This is a genomic window from Halomonas stenophila (assembly GCF_014192275.1).
GTDB classification, from domain to species: Bacteria; Pseudomonadota; Gammaproteobacteria; order Pseudomonadales; family Halomonadaceae; genus Halomonas; species Halomonas stenophila.
The window spans coordinates 21,554-42,184 of the sequence record NZ_JACHXR010000003.1 but is presented as its reverse complement, the minus strand read 5'-3'; the positions used below and the strand labels follow the sequence as shown (position 1 = coordinate 42,184).

The 20,631-nt window shown below is 71.6% G+C and carries 19 protein-coding genes; 15 read left to right on the top strand and 4 right to left on the bottom strand.

Annotation, left to right across the window (positions count from 1 at the left end; translation table 11 throughout):
* Positions 1-98: 98 nt before the first annotated feature.
* A complete protein-coding gene (locus FHR97_RS06695; RefSeq protein ID WP_183382999.1) occupies positions 99-614 on the bottom strand; it encodes a TIGR02444 family protein in 516 nt (171 codons plus the stop codon).
* A 53-nt stretch (positions 615-667) separates the two neighbouring features.
* Between FHR97_RS06695 and FHR97_RS06690 the strand changes: the two genes are divergently transcribed.
* On the top strand, positions 668-2,611 hold the full coding sequence (locus FHR97_RS06690) for an ABC-F family ATP-binding cassette domain-containing protein (RefSeq protein WP_183382998.1): 1,944 nt from the start codon (positions 668-670) through the stop codon (positions 2,609-2,611).
* Positions 2,612-2,671: 60 nt separating this feature from the next.
* Here FHR97_RS06690 and dtd read toward each other — a convergent pair whose 3' ends face one another.
* The 3 genes from dtd to thiD all read right to left on the bottom strand — a co-directional run bounded on the left by dtd (position 2,672) and on the right by thiD (position 5,074).
* On the bottom strand, positions 2,672-3,112 hold the full coding sequence (dtd, locus tag FHR97_RS06685) for a D-aminoacyl-tRNA deacylase (protein WP_183382997.1): 441 nt from the start codon (positions 3,110-3,112) through the stop codon (positions 2,672-2,674).
* 220 nt (positions 3,113-3,332) lie between these two features.
* Positions 3,333-4,178 carry a universal stress protein gene (locus FHR97_RS06680; RefSeq protein WP_183382996.1) on the bottom strand — a complete coding sequence of 282 codons (846 nt, stop codon included), beginning with the start codon at positions 4,176-4,178 and terminating at the stop codon, positions 3,333-3,335.
* 74 nt (positions 4,179-4,252) lie between these two features.
* Positions 4,253-5,074 carry a bifunctional hydroxymethylpyrimidine kinase/phosphomethylpyrimidine kinase gene (gene thiD / locus FHR97_RS06675; RefSeq protein WP_183382995.1) on the bottom strand — a complete coding sequence of 274 codons (822 nt, stop codon included), beginning with the start codon at positions 5,072-5,074 and terminating at the stop codon, positions 4,253-4,255.
* Between the two features lie 63 nt (positions 5,075-5,137).
* Between thiD and FHR97_RS06670 the strand changes: the two genes are divergently transcribed.
* From FHR97_RS06670 to nuoN, 14 genes are all read left to right on the top strand, one after another.
* On the top strand, positions 5,138-5,572 hold the full coding sequence (locus FHR97_RS06670) for a YqaA family protein (protein WP_183382994.1): 435 nt from the start codon (positions 5,138-5,140) through the stop codon (positions 5,570-5,572).
* Positions 5,573-5,716: 144 nt separating this feature from the next.
* Positions 5,717-6,139 carry an NADH-quinone oxidoreductase subunit A gene (locus tag FHR97_RS06665; protein WP_183382993.1) on the top strand — a complete coding sequence of 141 codons (423 nt, stop codon included), beginning with the start codon at positions 5,717-5,719 and terminating at the stop codon, positions 6,137-6,139.
* A gap of 57 nt (positions 6,140-6,196) precedes the next feature.
* Entirely contained in the window at positions 6,197-6,877 is a 681-nt protein-coding gene (locus tag FHR97_RS06660) for an NADH-quinone oxidoreductase subunit B (protein ID WP_183382992.1), read from the top strand.
* 42 nt (positions 6,878-6,919) lie between these two features.
* Positions 6,920-8,689, top strand: coding sequence for an NADH-quinone oxidoreductase subunit C/D (gene nuoC, locus FHR97_RS06655; RefSeq protein WP_183382991.1), 1,770 nt, complete (start codon positions 6,920-6,922; stop codon positions 8,687-8,689).
* Positions 8,690-8,691: 2 nt separating this feature from the next.
* Positions 8,692-9,216 (top strand): NADH-quinone oxidoreductase subunit NuoE, encoded by a 525-nt coding sequence (gene nuoE / locus FHR97_RS06650; RefSeq protein WP_183382990.1) that lies wholly within the window; start codon positions 8,692-8,694, stop codon positions 9,214-9,216.
* A complete protein-coding gene (locus FHR97_RS06645) occupies positions 9,213-10,562 on the top strand; it encodes a complex I 51 kDa subunit family protein (protein WP_183382989.1) in 1,350 nt (449 codons plus the stop codon). The genes nuoE and FHR97_RS06645 overlap by 4 nt, the downstream gene beginning before the upstream one ends.
* 2 nt (positions 10,563-10,564) lie before the next feature.
* Complete coding sequence (gene nuoG, locus FHR97_RS06640) at positions 10,565-13,300, top strand: NADH-quinone oxidoreductase subunit NuoG (RefSeq protein ID WP_183382988.1); 2,736 nt, start codon at positions 10,565-10,567, stop codon at positions 13,298-13,300.
* Positions 13,297-14,277, top strand: coding sequence for an NADH-quinone oxidoreductase subunit NuoH (gene nuoH, locus FHR97_RS06635; protein WP_183382987.1), 981 nt, complete (start codon positions 13,297-13,299; stop codon positions 14,275-14,277). The genes nuoG and nuoH overlap by 4 nt, the downstream gene beginning before the upstream one ends.
* Positions 14,278-14,291: 14 nt before the next feature.
* Complete coding sequence (gene nuoI, locus FHR97_RS06630; protein WP_183382986.1) at positions 14,292-14,831, top strand: NADH-quinone oxidoreductase subunit NuoI; 540 nt, start codon at positions 14,292-14,294, stop codon at positions 14,829-14,831.
* Between the two features lie 29 nt (positions 14,832-14,860).
* A complete protein-coding gene (nuoJ, locus tag FHR97_RS06625; RefSeq protein WP_183382985.1) occupies positions 14,861-15,394 on the top strand; it encodes an NADH-quinone oxidoreductase subunit J in 534 nt (177 codons plus the stop codon).
* A complete protein-coding gene (nuoK, locus tag FHR97_RS06620; protein ID WP_183382984.1) occupies positions 15,391-15,699 on the top strand; it encodes an NADH-quinone oxidoreductase subunit NuoK in 309 nt (102 codons plus the stop codon). The genes nuoJ and nuoK overlap by 4 nt, the downstream gene beginning before the upstream one ends.
* A gap of 11 nt (positions 15,700-15,710) precedes the next feature.
* Complete coding sequence (nuoL, locus tag FHR97_RS06615) at positions 15,711-17,561, top strand: NADH-quinone oxidoreductase subunit L (protein WP_183382983.1); 1,851 nt, start codon at positions 15,711-15,713, stop codon at positions 17,559-17,561.
* A 42-nt stretch (positions 17,562-17,603) separates the two neighbouring features.
* On the top strand, positions 17,604-19,142 hold the full coding sequence (gene nuoM, locus FHR97_RS06610) for an NADH-quinone oxidoreductase subunit M (protein WP_183382982.1): 1,539 nt from the start codon (positions 17,604-17,606) through the stop codon (positions 19,140-19,142).
* A complete protein-coding gene (nuoN, locus tag FHR97_RS06605; RefSeq protein WP_183382981.1) occupies positions 19,139-20,581 on the top strand; it encodes an NADH-quinone oxidoreductase subunit NuoN in 1,443 nt (480 codons plus the stop codon). Before nuoM ends, nuoN begins: the two co-directional genes overlap by 4 nt.
* Positions 20,582-20,631: the final 50 nt, after the last annotated feature.

Genomic DNA, 20,631 nt, shown 5'->3' with positions numbered 1-20,631 from the left:
ATAGCTTCCTCTGCTGATATGGCCGGAGAATCAAGGTGATATCGCCCGGCGCAAACGATGGTCTTATTGTTGCAGGTGAATTCAGGCTAGCTGGGGGGTCAGGAGGGGTCAAGCTGGCCTTCCAACGCTCTCAAGGCAAAAAGATGCGATTTTTTCTGTAGTTGCGAGACAAGAGGCAGGACGGTTTCCAGTCCCGGGGCGGGGCTCGACAGGGGGCGCAGGGCGTGGCCGGCGAGGCTGTGTTCCTCGAGGCGCGCGAGCGCCTCGCGCTCGGCATCGAGTTCGCACGCCTTGAGGCGCTCGCGCAGGGCGGCGACCCCCTTCCGGTGAGGCGCCTCGTCCTTCAGGGCGCGGCGTAGCCGGCGCAGCGGTGCCGTGACCTCGGCCTGCCAGCGGCTGACCGCCGCGGGCGCCTCGCCGGTCGCCAGGCCGTGGCGATAGAGCCAGCAGCGCCAGAGCAGCTCGGTCACGTCGATACCGGCATCGTCCTGGAGGTGCAGGCAGGCGGCCTCGACGCCGGGACGGCCATAGAGGGCCAGGGCGAAGTCCCACAGCGGCGCGGCGGCCAGGCGGGACCGCAGAGTCGACGGCAATTCGGTAGAATCGTCGGTCATGACACGGTTGTCGTCGCGATGGCGGCAGCCTCACGTATCGGAGTGGAGCCTGCATGATCGCACTGCGCCAAGTTTCCCTGCAACGCGGCACCCAAGCGCTGTTCGAGGACGCCGACCTGACCCTGCACGCCGGCCACAAGGCGGGCATCGTGGGGCCCAATGGCGCCGGCAAGTCGAGCCTGTTCGGTCTGCTGCTCGGCGCGCTCGCCCCGGACCGCGGCGAGCTGGAGATGAGCGGCGGCCAGCGCATCGCCCATATGGCCCAGGAGGTGGAGGCCCTGGAGCGCAGCATTCTCGATTACGTGCTCGACGGCGACCGGGCCCTGCGCGACACCGAGGCGGCCCTGGCGGCGGCCCGGGCCCGCGGCGACGATCATCGCGAGGCGGAACTGCACGGTGCCATCGAGGCGCTGGACGGCTACAGCGCCCCGGCCCGGGCGGCTCAGCTGCTGGTCGGGCTGGGCTTCGGCCAGGCCGACCTGGACCGCCCGCTTTCGGACTTCTCCGGTGGCTGGCGGATGCGCGTCAACCTGGCGCGCACCCTCTTCATGCCCTCCGATGTGCTGCTGCTCGACGAGCCCACCAACCACCTGGACCTCGACGCCCTGCTGTGGCTGGAGCAGTGGCTGACCCGCTATCCCGGGACCCTGCTGCTTATCTCCCACGACCGCGACTTCCTCGATGCCGTCTGCGACCATATCGTGCACTTCGATCGTCGCCGCCTGGTGCTCTATCGGGGCAACTATTCGACCTTCGAGCGCACCCGCGCCGAGAAGCTGGCCCTGCAGCAGGCCGAGGCCGACAAGCAGCAGGCCCGCAAGGAGGAGATCGAGCGCTTCGTGGCGCGCTTCCGCTACAAGGCCACCAAGGCCCGCCAGGCCCAGAGCCGGCTGAAGATGCTCGAGCGCATGGGCGACATCGCCGTGGCCCATGCCGACTCGCCCTTCCACTTCACCATCCCCGCCGCCGACAGGACCTCCCACCCCCTGCTGGTGCTGGACGAGGCCGCGCTCGGCTATGCCGGCGAGGATGGCGACACCGTGCAGCTCGACCACGTCAGGCTGGCCCTCCAGCCGGGCCAGCGCATCGGCCTGCTGGGGCCCAACGGCGCCGGCAAGTCGACCCTGATCAAGTCGCTGACCGGCGAGCTGCCGCTGCTCGCCGGGCGCCGGGTGCCCGGCCAGCACCTGGCCATCGGCTATTTCGCCCAGCACCAGCTGGAGGGCCTGGATCTCTCGGCCACCCCCTTCATGCACGTCCAGCGGCTCTCCCCGCGGGCCGCCGACCTCGATATCCGCAATTTCCTGGGCGGCTTCGGCTTCCACGGCGACGACGTCTTCGCGGACGTGGCATGCTTCTCCGGCGGCGAGAAGGCCCGGCTGGCGCTGGCCCTGGTGGCCTGGCAGAAGCCCAACCTGCTGCTGCTGGACGAGCCTACCAACCACCTGGACCTGGAGATGCGCGAAGCGCTCACCGAGGCGCTGGCGAGCTTCGAGGGTACGGTGATCGTGGTCTCCCACGACCGGCACCTGCTGCGGGCCACGGTGGACGAGTTCTGGCGGGTGGCCGACCATCGCGTCACCCCCTTCGACGGCGACCTCGACGACTACCGGGCCTGGCTCAAGACGCGCCTCGAGCAGCAGCGCCGCGAGGCGCGGGTGGAGAAGGCCGAGCGCCAGGAAGCCGTCGAGGCGCCCCGGGAGGATCGCAAGGCGGCGCGTCGGGCCGCCGCCGAGCTGCGCGAGCAGCTCAGGCCCCTCAAGCGCGACCGTGACCGGGCCGAGCGTGAGATGGAGACGGTACAGCGGCGGCTCGCCGTGGTAGAGGAGGCATTGGCCGAGGCCGAGCTCTACACCGACGAGGCACGCAAGGACGAGCTCACCGCGCGCCTCGCCGAGCAGGGGGAACTGGCCGCGCGGCTCGAGGCGCTCGAGCAGGAGTGGCTGGCCGCGGAGGAGGCCCTGGAGCGGCTCGCCGCCGAGCTCCAGGCGCCCTGACAGGAAGCGGTGCGGCTCAGGACGAGGCCTGGCGCGCCTCGCCTACGACCACGGTCGGGGTCAGTGGCTCTCCAGCAGGAAGGTCACCGGGCCGTCGTTGACCAGCGCCACCTGCATGTCGGCACCGAACTCGCCGGTGGCCACCCGTGGCCAGGTGGCCCGGGCCCGCTCGACCAGCCGCCGGAAGAGGCGCTCACCCTCGGCCGGGGGGGCGGCACTGGAGAAACTGGGACGCAGTCCCTTGCGGGTATCGGCGGCCAGGGTGAACTGGGAGACCAGCAGCAGGCCGCCATCGACCTGCTGCAGGTTGCGATTCATCTTGCCGTCCGCATCGCCGAACACCCGGTAGTGCAGCAGCTTGTGCAGCAGCCGCTCGACCTGGGGCTCGTCGTCGCCTTTCTCGACGCCGACCAAGGCCAGCAGGCCGTGGTCGATGGCGCCGGTCTCGCGATCGTCCACGGTCACGCTGGCATGGCGCACGCGCTGGATCAGGGCTTTCATGGGGGCTCCCTCGTTGGCTGAAGCCGGGAGCCTAGCATGGCCCGGGCTCAGCGCCCCAGCAGGGCGTCCCGGAAGGCCTCGCCCAGGGACCACCGCGGCCAGGGGACGACCAGCAGGCGGGGAGAGCGCCTCGCGCGATCGGCATGGGACACCGCCACGTGGGAACGGTATCCCGTGATGACAGCGCCTCTGTAGGAGTTCTGTATAGGGCGTGGCCGCCCTACCAGGCGCGGCAGAGCATGATGTCGCAGTGGGGTTCGGCCAGCAGCCGCTCGGTGATCTGGCTGTGGCGGCCCAGCTGGCCGCGGCTGCCCAGGGCCAGCAGGTCGGGAGGCTGGCGCCGCAGGTGGGTCATCAGCACGTCGAGGGGATCGCCCTGTTCCAGCACCAGCTCCAGGTCGGGCACGTCATCGAGCTCGCTCATCAGCTGCTCGGTCTCCTCTTCGAGGTGGCGGCGCAGCTGCTCCACCTCGCGATCCCGCCAGCGCGCGTAGTCGGTATCGGAGCCCAGCTCCCGCTCGCCGGGGATGTTCCAGGCATGCAACAGCGTCAGGCGGCCCTCGGGGAAGCGCTTGAGGGTCTCGCGCAGGGTGTGCCGGGAGGTCAGCGAGAAGTCCACCGGCACCAGGATGTCGTGCCACTCCTGGGTGGGCGGGTGGCTGACCGAGAGCACCGGGCAGGGGGCGCTGCGCAGCACCCGGGCCAGGGTGGTGCCGGCGACCAGGTCGGGCTGACCGCGCTTGCGATGGGCGCCGAGGATGATCATGTCGGCCTCGCGGTCATGGGCCTCGCGGATGATCTCGGCATAGGGCTCGCCGGCCACCGTCTGGATCAGGCTGGCCGGCTCGTCCAGGGCATAGTCCTCGCGGATGTCGGTCAGGGTGGCGGCGATGTCCGCCACCACCGCCTCCTCGAGGTCGTGCAGCACCCGACGCGGCAGATAGGGGTCGAGCACGTGGACGATGTCGAGGCGGGCGCCGCTCTGGTTGGCCAGGCGGATGGCCCGGGCGAAGGCGGCGCGGTTCTCGGCCGAGAGGTCACAGGCAAACAGCAGGGTGCGGGACATGGCACAACCCTCAGGACGCCGGAGATCACCGTCTCAGCATGGGCGGCCCCGGCGCGGGGCGCAAGCCGGATGCGCTACCACCAGGCGTGGAAGTGATGCACGGGGCCCCGGCCCTGACCCACGGCCAGGCGCCGGCTGGCCTCGAGGGCCGCATGCAGCCAGCGCTTGGCCTCGCCGATGGCCTCGGCGATGGCCTCGATCGAGGCGTCCGGCGGCAGGTGGGCGAGGCGGGCGGCGATGGCCGAGGACAGCGCGCAGCCGGTACCGTGCAGGTTGTCGGTGGCGATGCGCGGCGCCGGCAGCCAGGCGCTGCCCGCGGGCGTGGCCAGCAGGTCCGGGCAGCCCTCGCCGCTCAGGTGGCCGCCCTTGAGCAGCACGTAGGGCGCCTTCAGGGCCTGCAGGCCGGGCAGCATGGCCTCCATGGCATCCGGGGTGCGCGGGGCCTCGCTGTCGAGCAGTACGGCGGCCTCGGGCAGGTTGGGGGTGATGACGTCGGCCAGCGGCACCAGCACATCGCGCACCGCGGCGATGCCGGCGGCATCCACCAGGATGTCTCCGCTCTTGGCCACCATCACCGGGTCGAGCACGATCCAGCGCGGCCGATGCCGGCGCAGCGCCGCCGCGATCGCCTCGGCCACCTCGCGGTCGGCGACCATGCCGATCTTCACCGCATCGATATGCACGTCCTCGAGCAGGTTGTCGAGCTGCTCGGCGATCACCGGCGCCGGGACCGGGTGCACCGCGGCCACGCCCCGGGTGTTCTGGGCGATCACCGCGGTGATGACGTTGGTCGCATAGGTGCCCAGCGCCGAGAGGGTCTTGAGATCGCCCTGCAGGCCGGCGCCGCCGGAGGGATCGGAGCCGGCGATGGTCAGGGTATGGGGAATGGAGGACATCGTCTTGTCATCTTGTCGTCATGAACCGGCGCTCAGCATACTGCAGCCGGCCGGGACTCGGCCATGTTGAGCCTGTTCCTGGTGGCGCTGGCCAGCGCCACCCTGCTGCCCGGCGGCTCCGAGGTGTGGCTGGCCCGGCAGTGGTGCCAGGACCCGAGCGGGCTCGGGCTGTGGGCGGTGGCCACCGCCGGCAACAGCCTGGGCAGCCTGATCAACGTGGCCCTGGGGCGCTATGCGCGCCACTCCCAGGCGCGACGCTGGTTCCCCGTTTCGCCGCGGGGGCTGGCGCGGGGCGAGCGCTGGTACCACCGCTACGGCGAGTGGAGCCTGCTGCTGGCTTGGGCGCCGGTGATCGGCGATCCGCTCACCGTGCTGGCCGGGATCTTCCGCCTGGCCTGGTGGCGAGCGGCGGCGCTGATCGTCGTCGCCAAGGGCGGCCGCTACGGCGTCGTGCTGTGGCTCGCCGAGGCCTGGCTGGCGCCGTTGTGCCGAGCATGAGACGCGCGCCGGCCTCGCGCAAAACCCCGAGCATCTTCTAGGCTTGTCGATACGGCGCGGCCACGCCGGGCGACGGTGGGCCGCGGTGAATGATCGGGGCCGGCGCTGACTGACCGGCCAGGGATCCGGCGGCGAGGGCCTGCCATGGAGCAAGACGCCACAGCACTGGTTGCCGAGCACTGGGCCATCGGGCTCTTCCTGCTTGCCGTGGTCACCCTCTGTGCCCTGATGATGGGGCTCTCCAGCCTGCTCGGCGGCCGCAGTCGCGGCCCCAGCAAGACGCTCCCCTTCGAATCCGGCGTGACGGGCGTCGGCAGCGCCCGTCACCGCTTCTCCGTCAAGTTCTACCTGGTCGCGATGCTGTTCGTGATCTTCGATATCGAGGCCGTCTTCCTGTTCGCCTGGGCCGTGTCGGTGCGCGAGGTGGGCTGGGCCGGCTTCTGGGCCGCGGCGCTGTTCATCGTCGTGCTGCTGGCCGGACTGCTCTACGACAGCCGGGTGGGAGTGCTGGACTGGGCGCCGAAGGGACGGGGCCGTCCCGCCCCGACGCGCCGGCCCGACGCCTGATCCGTTCCATGATGTCGCCATGACCCGGCCAGGCGGCCGGGCAGAGGGAGGTGCCCGATGCAGTACACCTTGACGCGCGCCGAGGCGGACGAGCCGCCTGACGGTGCCCGCTACCCCTTGGGCGAGAGTCGCTCGACCCCGGATCCCCTGCGCGAGCAGGTGCACCGCAGCGTCTTCACCGGCCGGCTCGAGGAGATCCTCCATTCGGCGGTCAACTGGGGGCGCAAGAACTCGCTGTGGCCCTACAACTTCGGCCTGTCCTGCTGCTACGTGGAGATGACCACGGCCTTCACGTCCCCCCACGACATCGCCCGCTTCGGGGCCGAGGTCATCCGCGCCTCGCCGCGGCAGGCCGACGTCATGGTCATCGCCGGGACCTGCTTCCTCAAGATGGCACCGGTGATCCAGCAGCTCTACGACCAGATGCTCGAGCCCAAGTGGGTGATCTCGATGGGCTCCTGTGCCAATTCCGGCGGCATGTACGACATCTACTCGGTGGTCCAGGGAGTCGACAAGTTCCTGCCGGTGGACGTCTATGTGCCGGGCTGCCCGCCGCGCCCCGAGGCCTTCCTGCAGGGCCTGATGCTGCTCCAGGAGGCGATCCAGCAGGAGCGGCGCCCGCTGTCCTGGGTGGTCGGCGACCAGGGCGTCTACCGGGCCGAGATGCCCTCCCAGCGCGAGCGCTGGCGGGAGCAGCGCATCCAGGCCACCGAGCTGCGCTCGCCGGACGGCATCTGAGCCGAAGGCCACCCCATCACCGAGACGGGAGGATCCACCGCCATGCGCGTCGCGCCGCCATCGAGTCGCAGCGAGGCCGACCCCGCCGTCGAGACCCTCAGGCATCGCTTCGGCGACCGCGCATGGGTCGAACCGGCGAGCCAGGTTGGCATGCCGGTGCTGTGGCTGGACCGGGGCTGCCTCCTCGAGGCCCTGGCGGCGCTGCGTGACCTGCCGGCGTCCTTCGCCATGCTGTTCGACCTCTCGGCGGTGGACGAGCGCCTGCGCGACCATCGCGAGGGCCTGCCGGCGGCGGATTTCACGGTCTTCTACCAGCTGCTGTCGGTGGCGAGTAACCGCGATGTGATGCTCAAGGTGGCGCTGGACGGTGCCGACCTCGAGGTGCCCAGCTGTGTCGGGGTGTTCCCCAACGCGGCCTGGTACGAGCGTGAGGTGTGGGACATGTTCGGCATCCGCTTCGCCGGGCACCCGCACCTGACGCGGCTGCTGATGCCGCCGACCTGGCAGGGCCACCCGCTGCGCAAGGACCACGCGGCCCGCGCCACCGAGTTCGATCCCTACACCCTGACCGTGGCGGGCCAGCAGCGCGAGCAGCAGGCCCTGCGCTTCGACCCCGAGGCCTGGGGCATGCGCCGCCAGCGCGAGGACACCGAGTTCATGTTCCTCAACCTCGGTCCCAACCACCCCTCGGCCCACGGCGCCTTTCGCATCATCCTGCAGCTCGACGGCGAGGAGATCGTCGACTGCGTGCCGGACATCGGCTACCACCACCGCGGCGCCGAGAAGATGGGCGAGCGCCAGACCTGGCACAGCTTCATCCCCTACACCGACCGCATCGACTACACCGGCGGGGTGATGAACAACCTGCCCTACGTGCTCGCGGTGGAGACGCTGGCCGGCATCGAGGTGCCGGCGCGGGTGGCGACCATCCGCGTGATGATGGCCGAGCTGTTCCGCATCTCGAGCCACCTGCTGTTCCTGGGCACCTACCTCCAGGACCTGGGGGCCATGTCGCCGGTGTTCTATACCTTCACCGATCGCCAGAAGGCCTACGAGGTCATCGAGGCGATCACCGGCTTTCGCATGCACCCGGCCTGGTATCGCATCGGCGGCGTCGCCCAGGATCTGCCGCGGGGCTGGGACACCCTGATGCAGGGCTTCGTCGACTGGATGCCGAAACGCCTCAGGGAGTACGACCGGTCGATGATGGACAACGCCATCGTCCGCGAGCGCACCCGCGACGTGGCCGCCTTCGACGGCGCGGAGGCCCTGGCCTGGGGCGTGACCGGCCCCAACCTGCGGGCCACCGGGCTGGACTTCGACCTGCGCAAGCGCCGCCCCTATTCCGGCTACGAGCAGTTCGACTTCGAGGTGCCCCTGGGCAGCCGCGGCGACGCCTTCGACCGCGGCCGGATACGCATCGAGGAGATGCGCCAGAGCCTGCGCATCCTCCAGCAGTGCATCGACCACATGCCCGCCGGCGACTACAAGGCCGACCACCCCTTGACCACGCCGCCGCCCCGGGAGCGCATGCTCGCGCACATCGAGACCCTGATCACCCACTTCCTGCAGGTCTCCTGGGGGCCGGTGCTGCCCCCCGGCGAGTCGCTGGCGATGGTCGAGGCCACCAAGGGCATCAATGGCTACTACCTGACCAGCGATGGCGGCACCACCAGCTACCGGACCCGCATCCGCACGCCCAGCTTTCCGCACCTGCAGCAGATCCCGGCGCTGATGCGCGGCGGCTTCGTGCCGGACCTGATCGCCCATCTGGGCAGCATCGACTTCGTGATGGCCGACGTGGACCGCTGATCATGGCCGAGACCCCGACACCCCCACCCCGCGCTCCCATCGCCTCCGACGGTGACGGCTTCGTGCTCGACGCCGCGGACCGCCGCGCGATGCGCCGCGAGCGCGACCACTACGAGCAGCCCCAGGCGGCCTGCATCGAGGCGCTCAAGATCGTCCAGCGCCGCCACGGCTGGGTGCCCGACGGCGCCATCCCGGCGATTGCCGAGGCGCTGGGCATCGGCGTCGCCGACGTGGAAGGCGTGGCGACCTTCTACAGCCTGATCTTCCGCCAACCGGTGGGTCGTCACGTGATCCTGCTCTGCGACAGCAGCTCCTGCTTCCTGTGCGGCTTCGCCGAGCTGCGGGCCGCCCTGGAGGAACGGCTGTCGATCGGCCTGGGCCAGACCACCGCGGACGGCCGCTTCACGCTGCTGCCGGTGTGCTGCCTGGGCGCCTGCGACGGGGCGCCGGCGCTGATGATCGATGACGACACCTACGGGCCGCTGGCCCCCGACGACCTCGACGCGTTGCTGGAGGGCTATCCATGAGCGTCGCGCCCCGCTACCACAGCCGGCTGCGCCAGGCGCCCGCCGAGCGCCGCGCCGAGACCCATCCGCTGACCTGGCGGCTGCGCGAGGATGGCCGGCGGGTCGCCCTCGACGACTACCTCGCCGGGGACGGCTACGCCGCGGTGCGCGAGGTGCTCGGCGAGCAGACGCCCGAGACGGTGATCGCCACCCTGAAGGCGGCCAACGTGCGCGGCCGGGGCGGGGCCGGCTTCTCCGCCGGCACCAAGTGGAGCCTGACGCTGACCGGCGGCGACCTGCCCCGGGGCTACCTGGTGTGCAACGCCGACGAGATGGAGCCCGGGACCTTCAAGGATCGCCTGCTGATGGAGCAGCTGCCCCATCTGCTGATCGAGGGCATGATCCTGGCCGGCTTCGCCAACCGCTCGCGGCAGGGCTACATCTTCCTGCGCGGCGAGTACCGCGAGGCCGCCCGGGCCCTCGTCCTGGCCCTCGACGAGGCCCGCGACGCCGGCTGGCTGGGCCCCGACATCGCCGGCAGCGGCTTCGACTTCGACATCGCCCTGCATACCGGCGCCGGGCGCTACATCTGCGGCGAGGAGACGGCGCTGATCAGCTCCCTGGAGGGGCATCGCGCCAACCCCCGTGCCAAGCCGCCCTTTCCCGGCCAGTCCGGGGCCTGGGGCAAGCCCACCGTGGTCAACAACGTCGAGACGCTGTGCAACGTGCCGGGGGTGATGCGTCACGGCGCCGACTGGTACCAGGCGCTGTCCGGGGGGCTCAGCGAGGACGGCGGCACCAAGCTGTTCGGGGTCTCGGGCCGGGTCGCGCACCCGGGGCTCTGGGAGCTGCCCATGGGCACGCCCGCCGGCGAGCTGCTGGAGCGCGCCGGCGGCCTGACCGGCGGGCGCCGCCTCAAGGCCTGGCTGCCCGGCGGCGCGAGCACCGGTTTCCTGCTGCCGGAGCACCTCTCGCTGGCGCTGGACTTCGACACCATTGGCGACGCCGGCAGCCGCCTGGGCACCGGCCTGTTGACGGTGGTGCCCGACGACCAGCCGATGGTGCCGCTGCTTGGCAACCTCGAGGCCTTCTTCGCCCGGGAATCCTGCGGCTGGTGCACGCCCTGCCGCGATGGCCTGCCCTGGACGGTGAGGCTGCTGGCGGCCCTGGAGCGCGGCGAGGGCGAGCCGGGCGATATCGAGCTGCTCGAGGACCTGGCCCGGGATCTCGGCCCCGGCCGCACCTTCTGTGCCCATGCCCCGGGGGCGGCCATGCCGCTGGCGAGCGCCCTGGCCCACTTCCGCGACGAGTTCGAAGCCGGCATCGCCTCGTCGCGCGCCCCGCGCCCCGTCGGCGAGGAGGGCTGAGCATGGCGACGATCCACGTGGACGGCCAGGCCTACCGGGTCGACGGCGACGACAACCTGCTCGCCGCCTGCCTGTCGCTCGGCCTCGACCTGCCCTATTTCTGCTGGCACCCGGCGCTCGGCAGCGTGGGCGCCTGTCGCCAGTGCGCGGTCAAGCAGTACCGCGATGCCGACGACGACCAGGGCAGCCTGGTGATGGCCTGCATGACTCCCGCCGCCGACGGCACCCGACTGTCGATCGACGACGCCGAGGCCCGGGCCTTCCGGCGCGGGGTCATCGAGTGGCTGATGCTCAACCACCCCCACGACTGCCCGGTGTGCGAGGAGGGCGGGCATTGCCACCTGCAGGACATGACGGTGATGACCGGCCATGCCCGGCGGCGCTACCGCTTCACCAAGCGGACCCACCGCAACCAGGACCTGGGGCCCTTCCTCGGTCACGAGATGAACCGCTGCATCACCTGCTACCGCTGCGTGCGCTTCTATCGCGACCATGCCGGCGGCGAGGACCTCGGCGCCTTCGGCGCCGGCGACAACATCTACTTCGGGCGCCACCGCGACGGCGTGCTGGAGAGTCCCTTCGCCGGCAACCTCAGCGAGGTGTGCCCCACCGGCGTCTTCACCGACCGCCCGCCGGACGATCACTACACCCGCAAGTGGGACCTGCAGTTCGCCCCGAGCGTCTGCCACCAGTGCGCGGTGGGCTGCAACATCAGTCCCGGCGAGCGCTATGGCGAGCTGCGCCGGGTGGAGAACCGCTACCACGGCGAGGTCAACCGTTTCTTCCTCTGCGACCGCGGGCGCTACGGCTACGGCTACGTCAATCGCGACGACCGCCCGCGGCTGCCCGAGTGGCGCGAGGCCCCCGGGGCGGCGACCGTGACCCTGGAGGTCGACGCCGCCCTGGACCGGGCGGGCGACCGGCTGCGCAGTGCCCGCCGGGTGATCGGCATCGGCTCCCCCCGGGCGAGCCTGGAGAGCAACCATCGGCTGCGCGAGCTGGTCGGGGCGGAGCACTTCTCGCTCGGCGTCACCGCCGTCGAGGCGGCCTGCCTGGCGACCATGGCCCGGCTCCAGCGGGAGTGCGGGCTGCCCTCGCCGAGCCTGCGCGAGATCGAGGCCCATGACGCGGTACTGGTGCTCGGCGAGGACCCCCTGCAGAGTGCCGCCCGGCTGGGGCTCTCGCTGCGCCAGGCGGTGCTCGGCCGCCGCGAGGCGCTGGCCGCGGAGCGCGGCATCCCGGCCTGGAACGCCGAGGCGGTCAAGACCCTGGCCCAGGACCGGCGCCACCCGCTGTTCATCGCCTACCCGGCCGCGACCGGCCTCGACGCCATCGCGGCCGGCCACTGGGCCCTGGCGCCGGACGACATCGCCCGCCTGGGCGCCGCCGTGGCCCATGCCCTGGACCCCGCGGCGCCGGCGGTGGCGACCCTCGACCCGAGCCTGGCGGCCGAGGCCCGGCGCATCGCCGCGGCCCTGCTCGCCGCCGAGCGTCCCCTGGTGGTCAGCGGCGATGCCCTGGGCTCGACGGCGGTCCTCGAGGCGGCCGGCAACGTCGCCCGGGCCCTGGCCCGTCGGGCCCGCCCGGGCGGCCTCGGCCTGATCCGCGCCGAGACCAACAGCACCGGGGTGGCGATGCTCGGCGGCGAGCCCCTGGAATGGGCCCTCGACGAGATCGAGGCGGGCCGCGCCGACGCCCTGGTGGTGCTCGAGAACGACCTGCATGCCCGGCTGCCCGGCGAGCGGCTCGAGCGGGCCCTGGACGCCCTGACGACCCTGGTGGTCCTGGATCACCAGCGCACCGCCGTCTGGGCCCGGGCCGGGATCGGCCTGCCGGCGGCGAGCTTCGCCGAGGGCGACGGCACCCTGGTCAGCCTGGAGGGCCGCGCCCAGCGCTTCTTCCAGGTGTTCGAGCCGCGCGTGCTGCGCCCCGAGAGCCGCATCCGCGAGAGCTGGCGCTGGCTGCATGCCCTGCAGGGGACGCTGCAGCGCCGTCGGGTCGGGGACACCCGCCTCGACGCCGAGACCCGGGACTGCGCGCGACACCATCCGGCGCTGTCGGCCATCGTCGAGGCCGCGGACCATGCCGACCATCGGGTGCAGGGGCTGCGTCAGGCCCGCGCGCCGCACCGCTACAGCGGCCGCACCGCGCTGCGTGCCCACCTGGCGGTCGGCGAGCCGCGCCCGCCGCAGGACCCGGACTCGCCCTTCGCCTTCTCCATGGAGGGCTATGCCGGCCCCGGGCGACCCCAGCGGGAGAATGCCTTCGCCTGGGCCCCGGGCTGGAACTCCCCCCAGGCCTGGAACAAGTTCACCGACGAGGTCGGCGGCCATCTGCGCGGCGGCGATCCCGGGCGGCGCCTGCTGGGCCCCGTGCCCGGTGGCTACGCCTACGCCCGGATCGTTGCGGAGGGCTTCGTCCGGCGTGACGGCGAGTGGCAACTGGTGGTGCTGCCGAGGCTGTTCGGTGGCGAGGAGACCTCGCGGCGGGCGCCGATGATCGCCGCCCGGGCGGCGGCCCCGGCGCTGCAGCTGGCGGCGGCGGATGCCGCGCGGCTGGGGCTCGCCGAGGGCGACCGGCTGGCGCTGGTCACCCCGGTCGGACGGCTGAGCCTGCCGCTGTCCTGCTCGGCCGGGCTGGCGCCCGGCCTGGTCGGCGTGCCGGCCGGCCTGGTGCCGGGCCTCGCCACCGGCCAGTGGGGCCGGCTCGAGCCCGCCGGCGAGGGGAGGCGCCCATGACCCTGCTCACCCCCGAGGTCGTCGCGGTGCTCGTCGCCATGCTCCAGGCCCTGGTCATCCTGCTCGGGGCGGTGCTGCTGGGGGCGGTGCTCACGGTGGTCGAGCGGCGCCTGCTGGGGCTCTGGCAGGACCGCTACGGGCCCAACCGGGTGGGGCCGGGCGGTTCGCTGCAGCTGGTCGCCGACATGATCAAGATCTTCTTCAAGGAGGACTGGATCCCGCCCTTCGCCGACCGTGGCCTCTTCGTGATGGCCCCGGCCATCGCCATGGCCTCGCTGCTGCTGTCGTTCATGATCATCCCCTTCACCCCGGACTGGGGGGTGGCGGACTGGCATATCGGCCTGCTGTTCTTCCTCGCCATGGCCGGCATCAACGTCTATGCGGTGCTGCTCGGCGGCTGGTCGAGCGGCAACAAGTATGCGCTGATCGGCGCCATGCGGGCCTCGGCGCAGACACTCTCCTACGAGGTGTTCATGGGCCTGGCGCTGATGGGCGTGGTGGCCATGGCCGGGTCCTTCAACCTGCGCGAGATCGTCGCGGCCCAGCAGGGGCTGTGGTTCATCCTGCCGCAGTTCCTCGGCTTCGCGACCTTCCTGATCGCCGGCATCGCGGTGACCCACCGCCATCCCTTCGACCAGCCCGAGGCCGAGCAGGAGCTGGCCGACGGCTACCACATCGAGTACGCCAGCATGAAGTTCGGGATGTTCTTCATCGGCGAGTACATCGGCATCGTGCTGGTCTCGGCGCTGATCGTGACGCTCTTCCTGGGCGGCTGGCTGGGCCCCTGGCTGCCGCCCTGGCTGTGGTTCGCGATCAAGACGCTGGTCCTGGTGACGCTGTTCATCCTGTTGCGCGCGGCCCTGCCGCGGCCGCGCTACGACGGCGTGATGCGGTTCGGCTGGAAGGTCTGCCTGCCGCTGACCCTGATCAACCTGCTGGTGACCGGGGCGGTGATCCTGCTCGTCGCGCCGAGCTGAGAGGAGGAAAGACGATGCTGATGTGGCTGATCAAGGGCACCGTATCGCAGCTCAGGACGCTGTACATGATCTTCCTGCACGGCTTCCGCCGGCGCGAGACGGTCCAGTATCCCGAGGAGGCGGTCTACCTGCCGCCCCGCTACCGGGGGCGCATCGTGCTGACCCGGGACCCGGACGGCGAGGAGCGCTGCGTGGCCTGCAACCTCTGCGCGGTGGCCTGCCCGGTGGACTGCATCGCCCTGCAGAAGGGCGAGAAGGACGACGGGCGCTGGTACCCCGAAACCTTCCGCATCAACTTCTCGCGCTGCATCTACTGCGGGATGTGCGAGGAGGCCTGCCCCACCTCGGCCATCCAGCTGACGCCGGACTTCGAGATGAGCGAGTACCGAAGACAGGAGCTGGTCTACGAGAAGGCCGACCTGCTGATCGACGGTCCCGGCAAGGATCACGACTACCATTTCTACAAGGTGGCGGGCCTGGCGATCGCCGGGAAGGGCAAGGGCCAGGCCAGCGACGAGAGGGACCCGGTGGACGTCAGGACCCTGCTGCCCTGAGCCACCGCCATCCGCCACGGGAGATAGCCATGGAAATCGCCTTCTACCTGAGTGGTCTGGTCGCCATCCTGGCGACGCTTCGCGTCATCACCCACACCCATCCGGTGCACGCCCTGCTCTACCTGATCGTCTCGCTGATCGCCGTGGCGATGGTGTTCTTCGCCCTCGGCGCGCCCTTCGCCGGGGCCCTGGAGATCATCGTCTATGCCGGCGCGATCATGGTGCTGTTCGTCTTCGTGGTGATGATGCTCAACCTCGGCGGTGCCGCCGTCGCCCAGGAGCGCGCCTGGCTGCGGCCGTCGACCTGGCTGGGGCCGGCGCTGCTGGCCGGGCTGCTGCTGGGCGTGCTCGCTTTCGAGCTCTGGCGAGGCGATGGCGGCCGGACCATCGCGGGCGAGCTGCTGACCGCCAAGGCGGTGGGCATGACGCTGTTCGGCCCCTGGCTGATCGCCGTGGAACTGGCCGCGCTGCTGCTGCTGGCGGCCCTGGTCACCGCCTCCCATGTGGGCCGCCTGGCGAGCCGGGACGGCGCCGGCTCGCCGCCGGGGGAGGACCGCTCATGAGCGGCGTCCCCATGGCGCATGGCCTGGCGCTGGCGGCGACGCTGTTCGCCCTGGGTCTGGCGGGACTGATGATGCGGCGCAATATGCTGTTCGTGCTGATGAGCCTGGAGATCATGCTGAATGCCGCCGGGCTGGCGTTCATCGTCGCCGGGACCGCCTGGGGACAGCCCGAGGGTCAGGCCATGTTCCTGCTGGTGATCACCCTGGCGGCGGCCGAGGCCAGCGTGGGCCTGGCCTTGCTGATCCAGCTCCAGCACCGCTTCCGGACGCTGGATGTCGATGCGGCCAATCGGATGCGCGGATGATGGAGGCCCCGATGGCGCTGCTGCCCCTGACCTTCCTGCTGCCCCTGGCCGGCACCCTGGTGCTGGCGCTGTGGCGTCGCGGCCCCGGCGAGCGGGCCTGCGCCTGGGTCGGGGTGACCAGCGTGGGATTGGCGGCCCTGGTCACCGCCGGGCTGGCCGCGCGCTTCCTCGAGGACGGAGCCGCCGGCCTGACCCTGTGGACCTGGATCGCCGTCGGCGACTTCCGTCCGACCATCGGCCTGTGGCTGGACGGCCTGTCGCTGACCCTGCTCGGCGTCATCACCGGCGTGGGCTTTCTGATCCACCTGTTCGCCGCCTGGTACCTGAGCGGCGAGGGCGGCAGCCGGCGCTTCTATGCCTACATGAACCTGTTCGTGGCCAGCATGGTGCTGCTGGTGCTGGGCGACAACCTGCTGCTGCTGTTCCTCGGCTGGGAAGGCGTGGGGCTGTGCAGCTACCTGCTGATCGGCCACTACTACCGGACCGCCGCCAACGGCTGGGCGGCCTTCAAGGCCTTCATCGTCACCCGCATCGGCGACGTTTTCCTGGCCCTCGGCCTGTTCCTGCTGTTCCACGAGCTGGGCACCCTGGACATCGCCGAGCTCCTCCGCCGGGCCCCCGAGGCCTGGACGCGGGGGGATCCCGTGGCCTCGCTGGCGGCGCTGCTGGTGCTGGGCGGGGCGCTCGGCAAGTCGGCCCAACTGCCGCTGCATACCTGGCTGGCCGACGCCATGGCCGGCCCCACCCCGGTGTCGGCACTGATCCATGCGGCGACCATGGTCACCGCCGGCGTCTACCTGATCGCGCGCCTGCATGGCCTCTTCGTGCTGGCCCCGGCGGTGCTCCTGCTGGTCGGCGTGATCGGCGGCCTGACGCTGCTGATGGCGGGCGTCGCCGCCCTGGCGCAGACCGACATCAAGCGGGTGCTGGCCTACTCGACCATGAGCCAGATCGGCTACATGTTCCTGGCCCTCGGCGTGGGCGCCTTCGAGGCGGCAATCTTCCACCTGATGACCCACGCCTTCTTCAAGGCGCTGCTGTTCCTCTCCGCCGGGGCGGTCATCGTCAACTGCCACCACGAGCAGGACATGCGCCGGCTCGGCGGGCTGTGGCGGCGCCTGCCGCTGGCCTACGCCGGCTTCCTGGTCGGCGGGGCGGCCCTGGCCGCGCTGCCGCTGGTCAGCGCCGGCTTCTACAGCAAGGACGAGATCCTCTGGCAGGCCCTGGCCGCGGGACGGGGCGGGCTGCTGCTGGCCGGCCTGCTGGGGGCCCTGCTGACCTCCCTGTATACCCTGCGGCTGATCGTGCTCACCTTCCACGGCGAGGCGAGAAGCGATGCCGCGCGCCAGGCCCGGCCGGGGCGGGGCCTCGTCCATGGCCTGCCCCTGGTGGTGCTGGCGGTGCTCTCGACCGCCGTCGGCGCCGGGATCGCCCCGCCCCTGGCGGGCCTGTTCCCGGCGAGCCCCGGGGTGGACGCCCATGGCGGCCACGGCCTGCTGGAGGCGGCCGCCTCGGCGACGGCGCTGGCGGGCCTCGCCCTGGGGGCCTGGCTGTGGGGCTGGCGCCGGGACTGGCTCGGGCGCATCGTCGCCCGGGGCTGGGGCGCCCGGCTGTGGCACTGGTGGCACCAGGCCTGGGGCTTCGATGCGCTCTTCGAGGCGCTGCTGGCACGGCCCTACCGCGGACTGGTGCGCCGACTGCACGGCGATGTCATCGACGCCGGCTGGCAGCGCCTCGCCGCCCAGGCCTGGTGGATGCACCGCGGCCTGTCACGGACCCAGAGTGGCCGGTTGCGCCGCTATGCCACCGTCATGGTGGTCGGCGCGACCCTGGTCCTGCTGGGACTGACCGTCGGCCACTGAGGAGCGCGACTTGAGGCATTCACGCAAGGAACGAGCACGCCCATGACCCTGGTCTGGCTGATCCTGATCCCCTTCATCGGCGGCCTGCTGTGCTGGCAGGCCGAGCGCGTCGGCGAGATGGCGCCCCGCTGGCTGGCGCTGGCGGCCATGGCGCTCGAGCTGGCGATCACCCTGGCGCTGTGGTGGGGCGGCGACTACCGCCTGCCGCAGGTGGAGGCCGGCCCGGCCTGGGGGCTGGAGTGGCGGGCCCCCTGGATCCCGCGCTTCGGCATCGAGGTGCACCTGGCGCTGGACGGCCTGTCGCTGGTGCTGATCGCCCTGACCAGCCTGCTCGGGCTGCTGGCGGTGCTGTGCTCCTGGCGGGAGATCGTCGGTCGGGTGGGCTTCTTCCACCTCAATCTGCTGTGGATCCTCGGCGGGGTGGTCGGCGTCTTCCTGGCCATCGACCTCTTCCTGTTCTTCTTCTTCTGGGAAATGATGCTGGTGCCGATGTACTTCCTGATCGCCCTGTGGGGACACAGCGGCGCGCCGGGCAGGACCCGCATCCGGGCGGCGGTCAAGTTCTTCATCTACACCCAGGCCAGCGGCCTGTTGATGCTGGTGGCCATCCTCGGGCTGGTCTTCGCCGAGCATGCCCACAGCGGCGAGTATTCCTTCAGCTATGCGGTGCTGCGCGAGACGCCGCTCTCCGATGGCCTGGCGATGTGGCTGATGCTGGGCTTCTTCGTCGCCTTCGCGGTCAAGCTGCCGGTGGTGCCGCTGCACGGCTGGCTGCCCGATGCCCACGCCCAGGCCCCCACCGCCGGCAGCGTCGACCTGGCGGGGATCCTGCTCAAGACCGCGGCCTACGGCATGCTGCGCTTCGCCCTGCCGCTGTTCCCCGAGGCCTCCCAGGCCTTCGCCCCGGTGGCCATGGGGCTGGGCCTGGTCGGGGTGGTCTACGGCGCGCTGCTGGCCTGTGGCCAGCAGGACATCAAGCGGCTGATCGCCTATACCAGCATCGCCCACATGGGCTTCGTGCTGATCGGCATCTATGCCGGCACCCAGCTGGCCCTGCAGGGCGTGGTGGTGATGATGGTGGCCCATGCCTTCTCGGCGGCCGGGCTGTTCATCCTCAGCGGCCAGCTCTACGAGCGGCTGCATACCCGGGACATGCGCGAGATGGGCGGCCTCTGGGGGCGCCTGGGCAGCCTGCCGGCCTTCACCCTGTGCTTCGCCGTGGCCTCGCTGGGCATGCCGGGCACGGCCAACTTCGTGGGCGAGTTCATGATCCTGTTCGGCAGCTTCCCGGTGGCGCCCGGCGTGGTGGTGGTCGCCAGCGCGGGCCTGGTGCTGGCCGCCATCTATTCCCTGCTGCTGATGCAGCGGGTGCACTTCGGCGCTCCCCGGGGCGAGGGCAACTGGGCCGACCTCGACCGCCGCGAGTATGCCATGATGCTCGGCCTGGTGGCCCTGGTCCTGCTGTTCGGCCTCTACCCCCAGCCGTTGCTGGATACCACCGGGGACGCCATGGGCGCGGTCGAGCGGCTGTTCGAGGCCGGCGCGACGTGGCCGGCCCTGGCCGGGGAGGTGGGCCCATGAGCCCGCCCGCGCTGCTGGCCCTGTCGCCCCTGGCCATCGTCGCCGCGACCCTGCTGGGGGTGCTGCTGGGGATCGCCTGGCGGCGCCGGCATGCCGCGACGGCGGTGGCCACCGTGATCGGCCTCGGCCTGGCGCTGGCGGTGCTGCCGCTGGCCTGGCGGGTCGCGCCGCTGGCCACCCCGCTGCTGGTGGTCGACGGCCTGGCGCTGTTCGCGGCGGCCCTGATCCTGGTCGCGGCGCTGGCCTGCGCCACCCTGGGGCATGCCTACCTGGACCACTATCGCGGCGCCCGCGAGGAATTCTACCTGCTGCTGCTGAGCGCCGCCGCGGGGGCCATGGTCCTCGCCATGAGCCGCCACCTGGCATCGCTGTTCCTGGGCCTCGAGCTGCTGTCGATGCCGCTCTACGGGATGCTGGCCTATGCCTACCACGAGCGCCGCTCGCTGGAGGCCGGGATCAAGTACCTGCTGCTCTCCGCGACGGCCTCGGCCTTCCTGCTGTTCGGCATGGCGCTGCTGTATGCCCAGACCGGGCAGCTGGAGCTGGCCGCCCTGACGGCGGGCCTCGCCGACCGCCCGGGGGCCTGGGGGCTGGCCGGGGCCGGCCTGATGCTGGTGGGGCTGGGCTTCAAGCTGTCGGTGGTGCCCTTCCACCTGTGGACGCCGGACGTCTACGAGGGCGGGCCGGGCCCCGCCGCGACCTTCCTGGCCACGGCGAGCAAGGTGGCGGTCTTCGTGGTGATCCTGCGCCTGGTGACGACCGCCCCGGTCTTCCGGAGCGAGGCCATGGGCGCCATCCTGGCGGGGCTGGCCCTGGCCAGCATGCTGGTGGGCAACCTGCTGGCGCTGCGCCAGGCCAACCTCAAGCGCCTGCTGGGCTACTCCTCGATCGCCCATTTCGGCTACTTGATGCTGGTGCTGGTGGTCGCCGGCGACCTGGCCGTGGAGAGCGGCGGCGTCTACCTGGTCACCTACCTGGTGACCACGCTCAGCGCCTTCGGCGTGGTGACCCTGCTGTCGAGTCCCCACGGCGGCGAGGATGCCGCCGCGCTGCACCACTACCGTGGCCTGTTCTGGCGCCACCCCTACCTGGCCGGGGTGCTGACCGTGAGCCTGCTGTCGCTGGCCGGCATCCCCTTCACCGCCGGCTTCATCGGCAAGTTCTACCTGCTGGCCCTGGGCGTCGAGGCCCAGCGCTGGTGGCTGGTGGCCGGCATCGTGCTGGGCAGCGCCATCGGGCTCTACTACTACCTGCGGGTGATGGTCACCCTCTACCTGGTGGAGCCGGGCATGCGTCGCCGCGATGTCACGGCAGACTGGGGCGTGCGGGCCGGTGGCCTGGTGGTGGCGGGGCTGGCCCTGGTGACCCTGCTGCTGGGCGTCTATCCGGCGCCGATGATCGACTGGGTGCGGGGGCTCGGCATGCTGACCGGCGGCTGAGGCGAGGGGGCCCCCGCGGGCCCGTCGAGCGGGGCCGCGGGGGCGCTCGG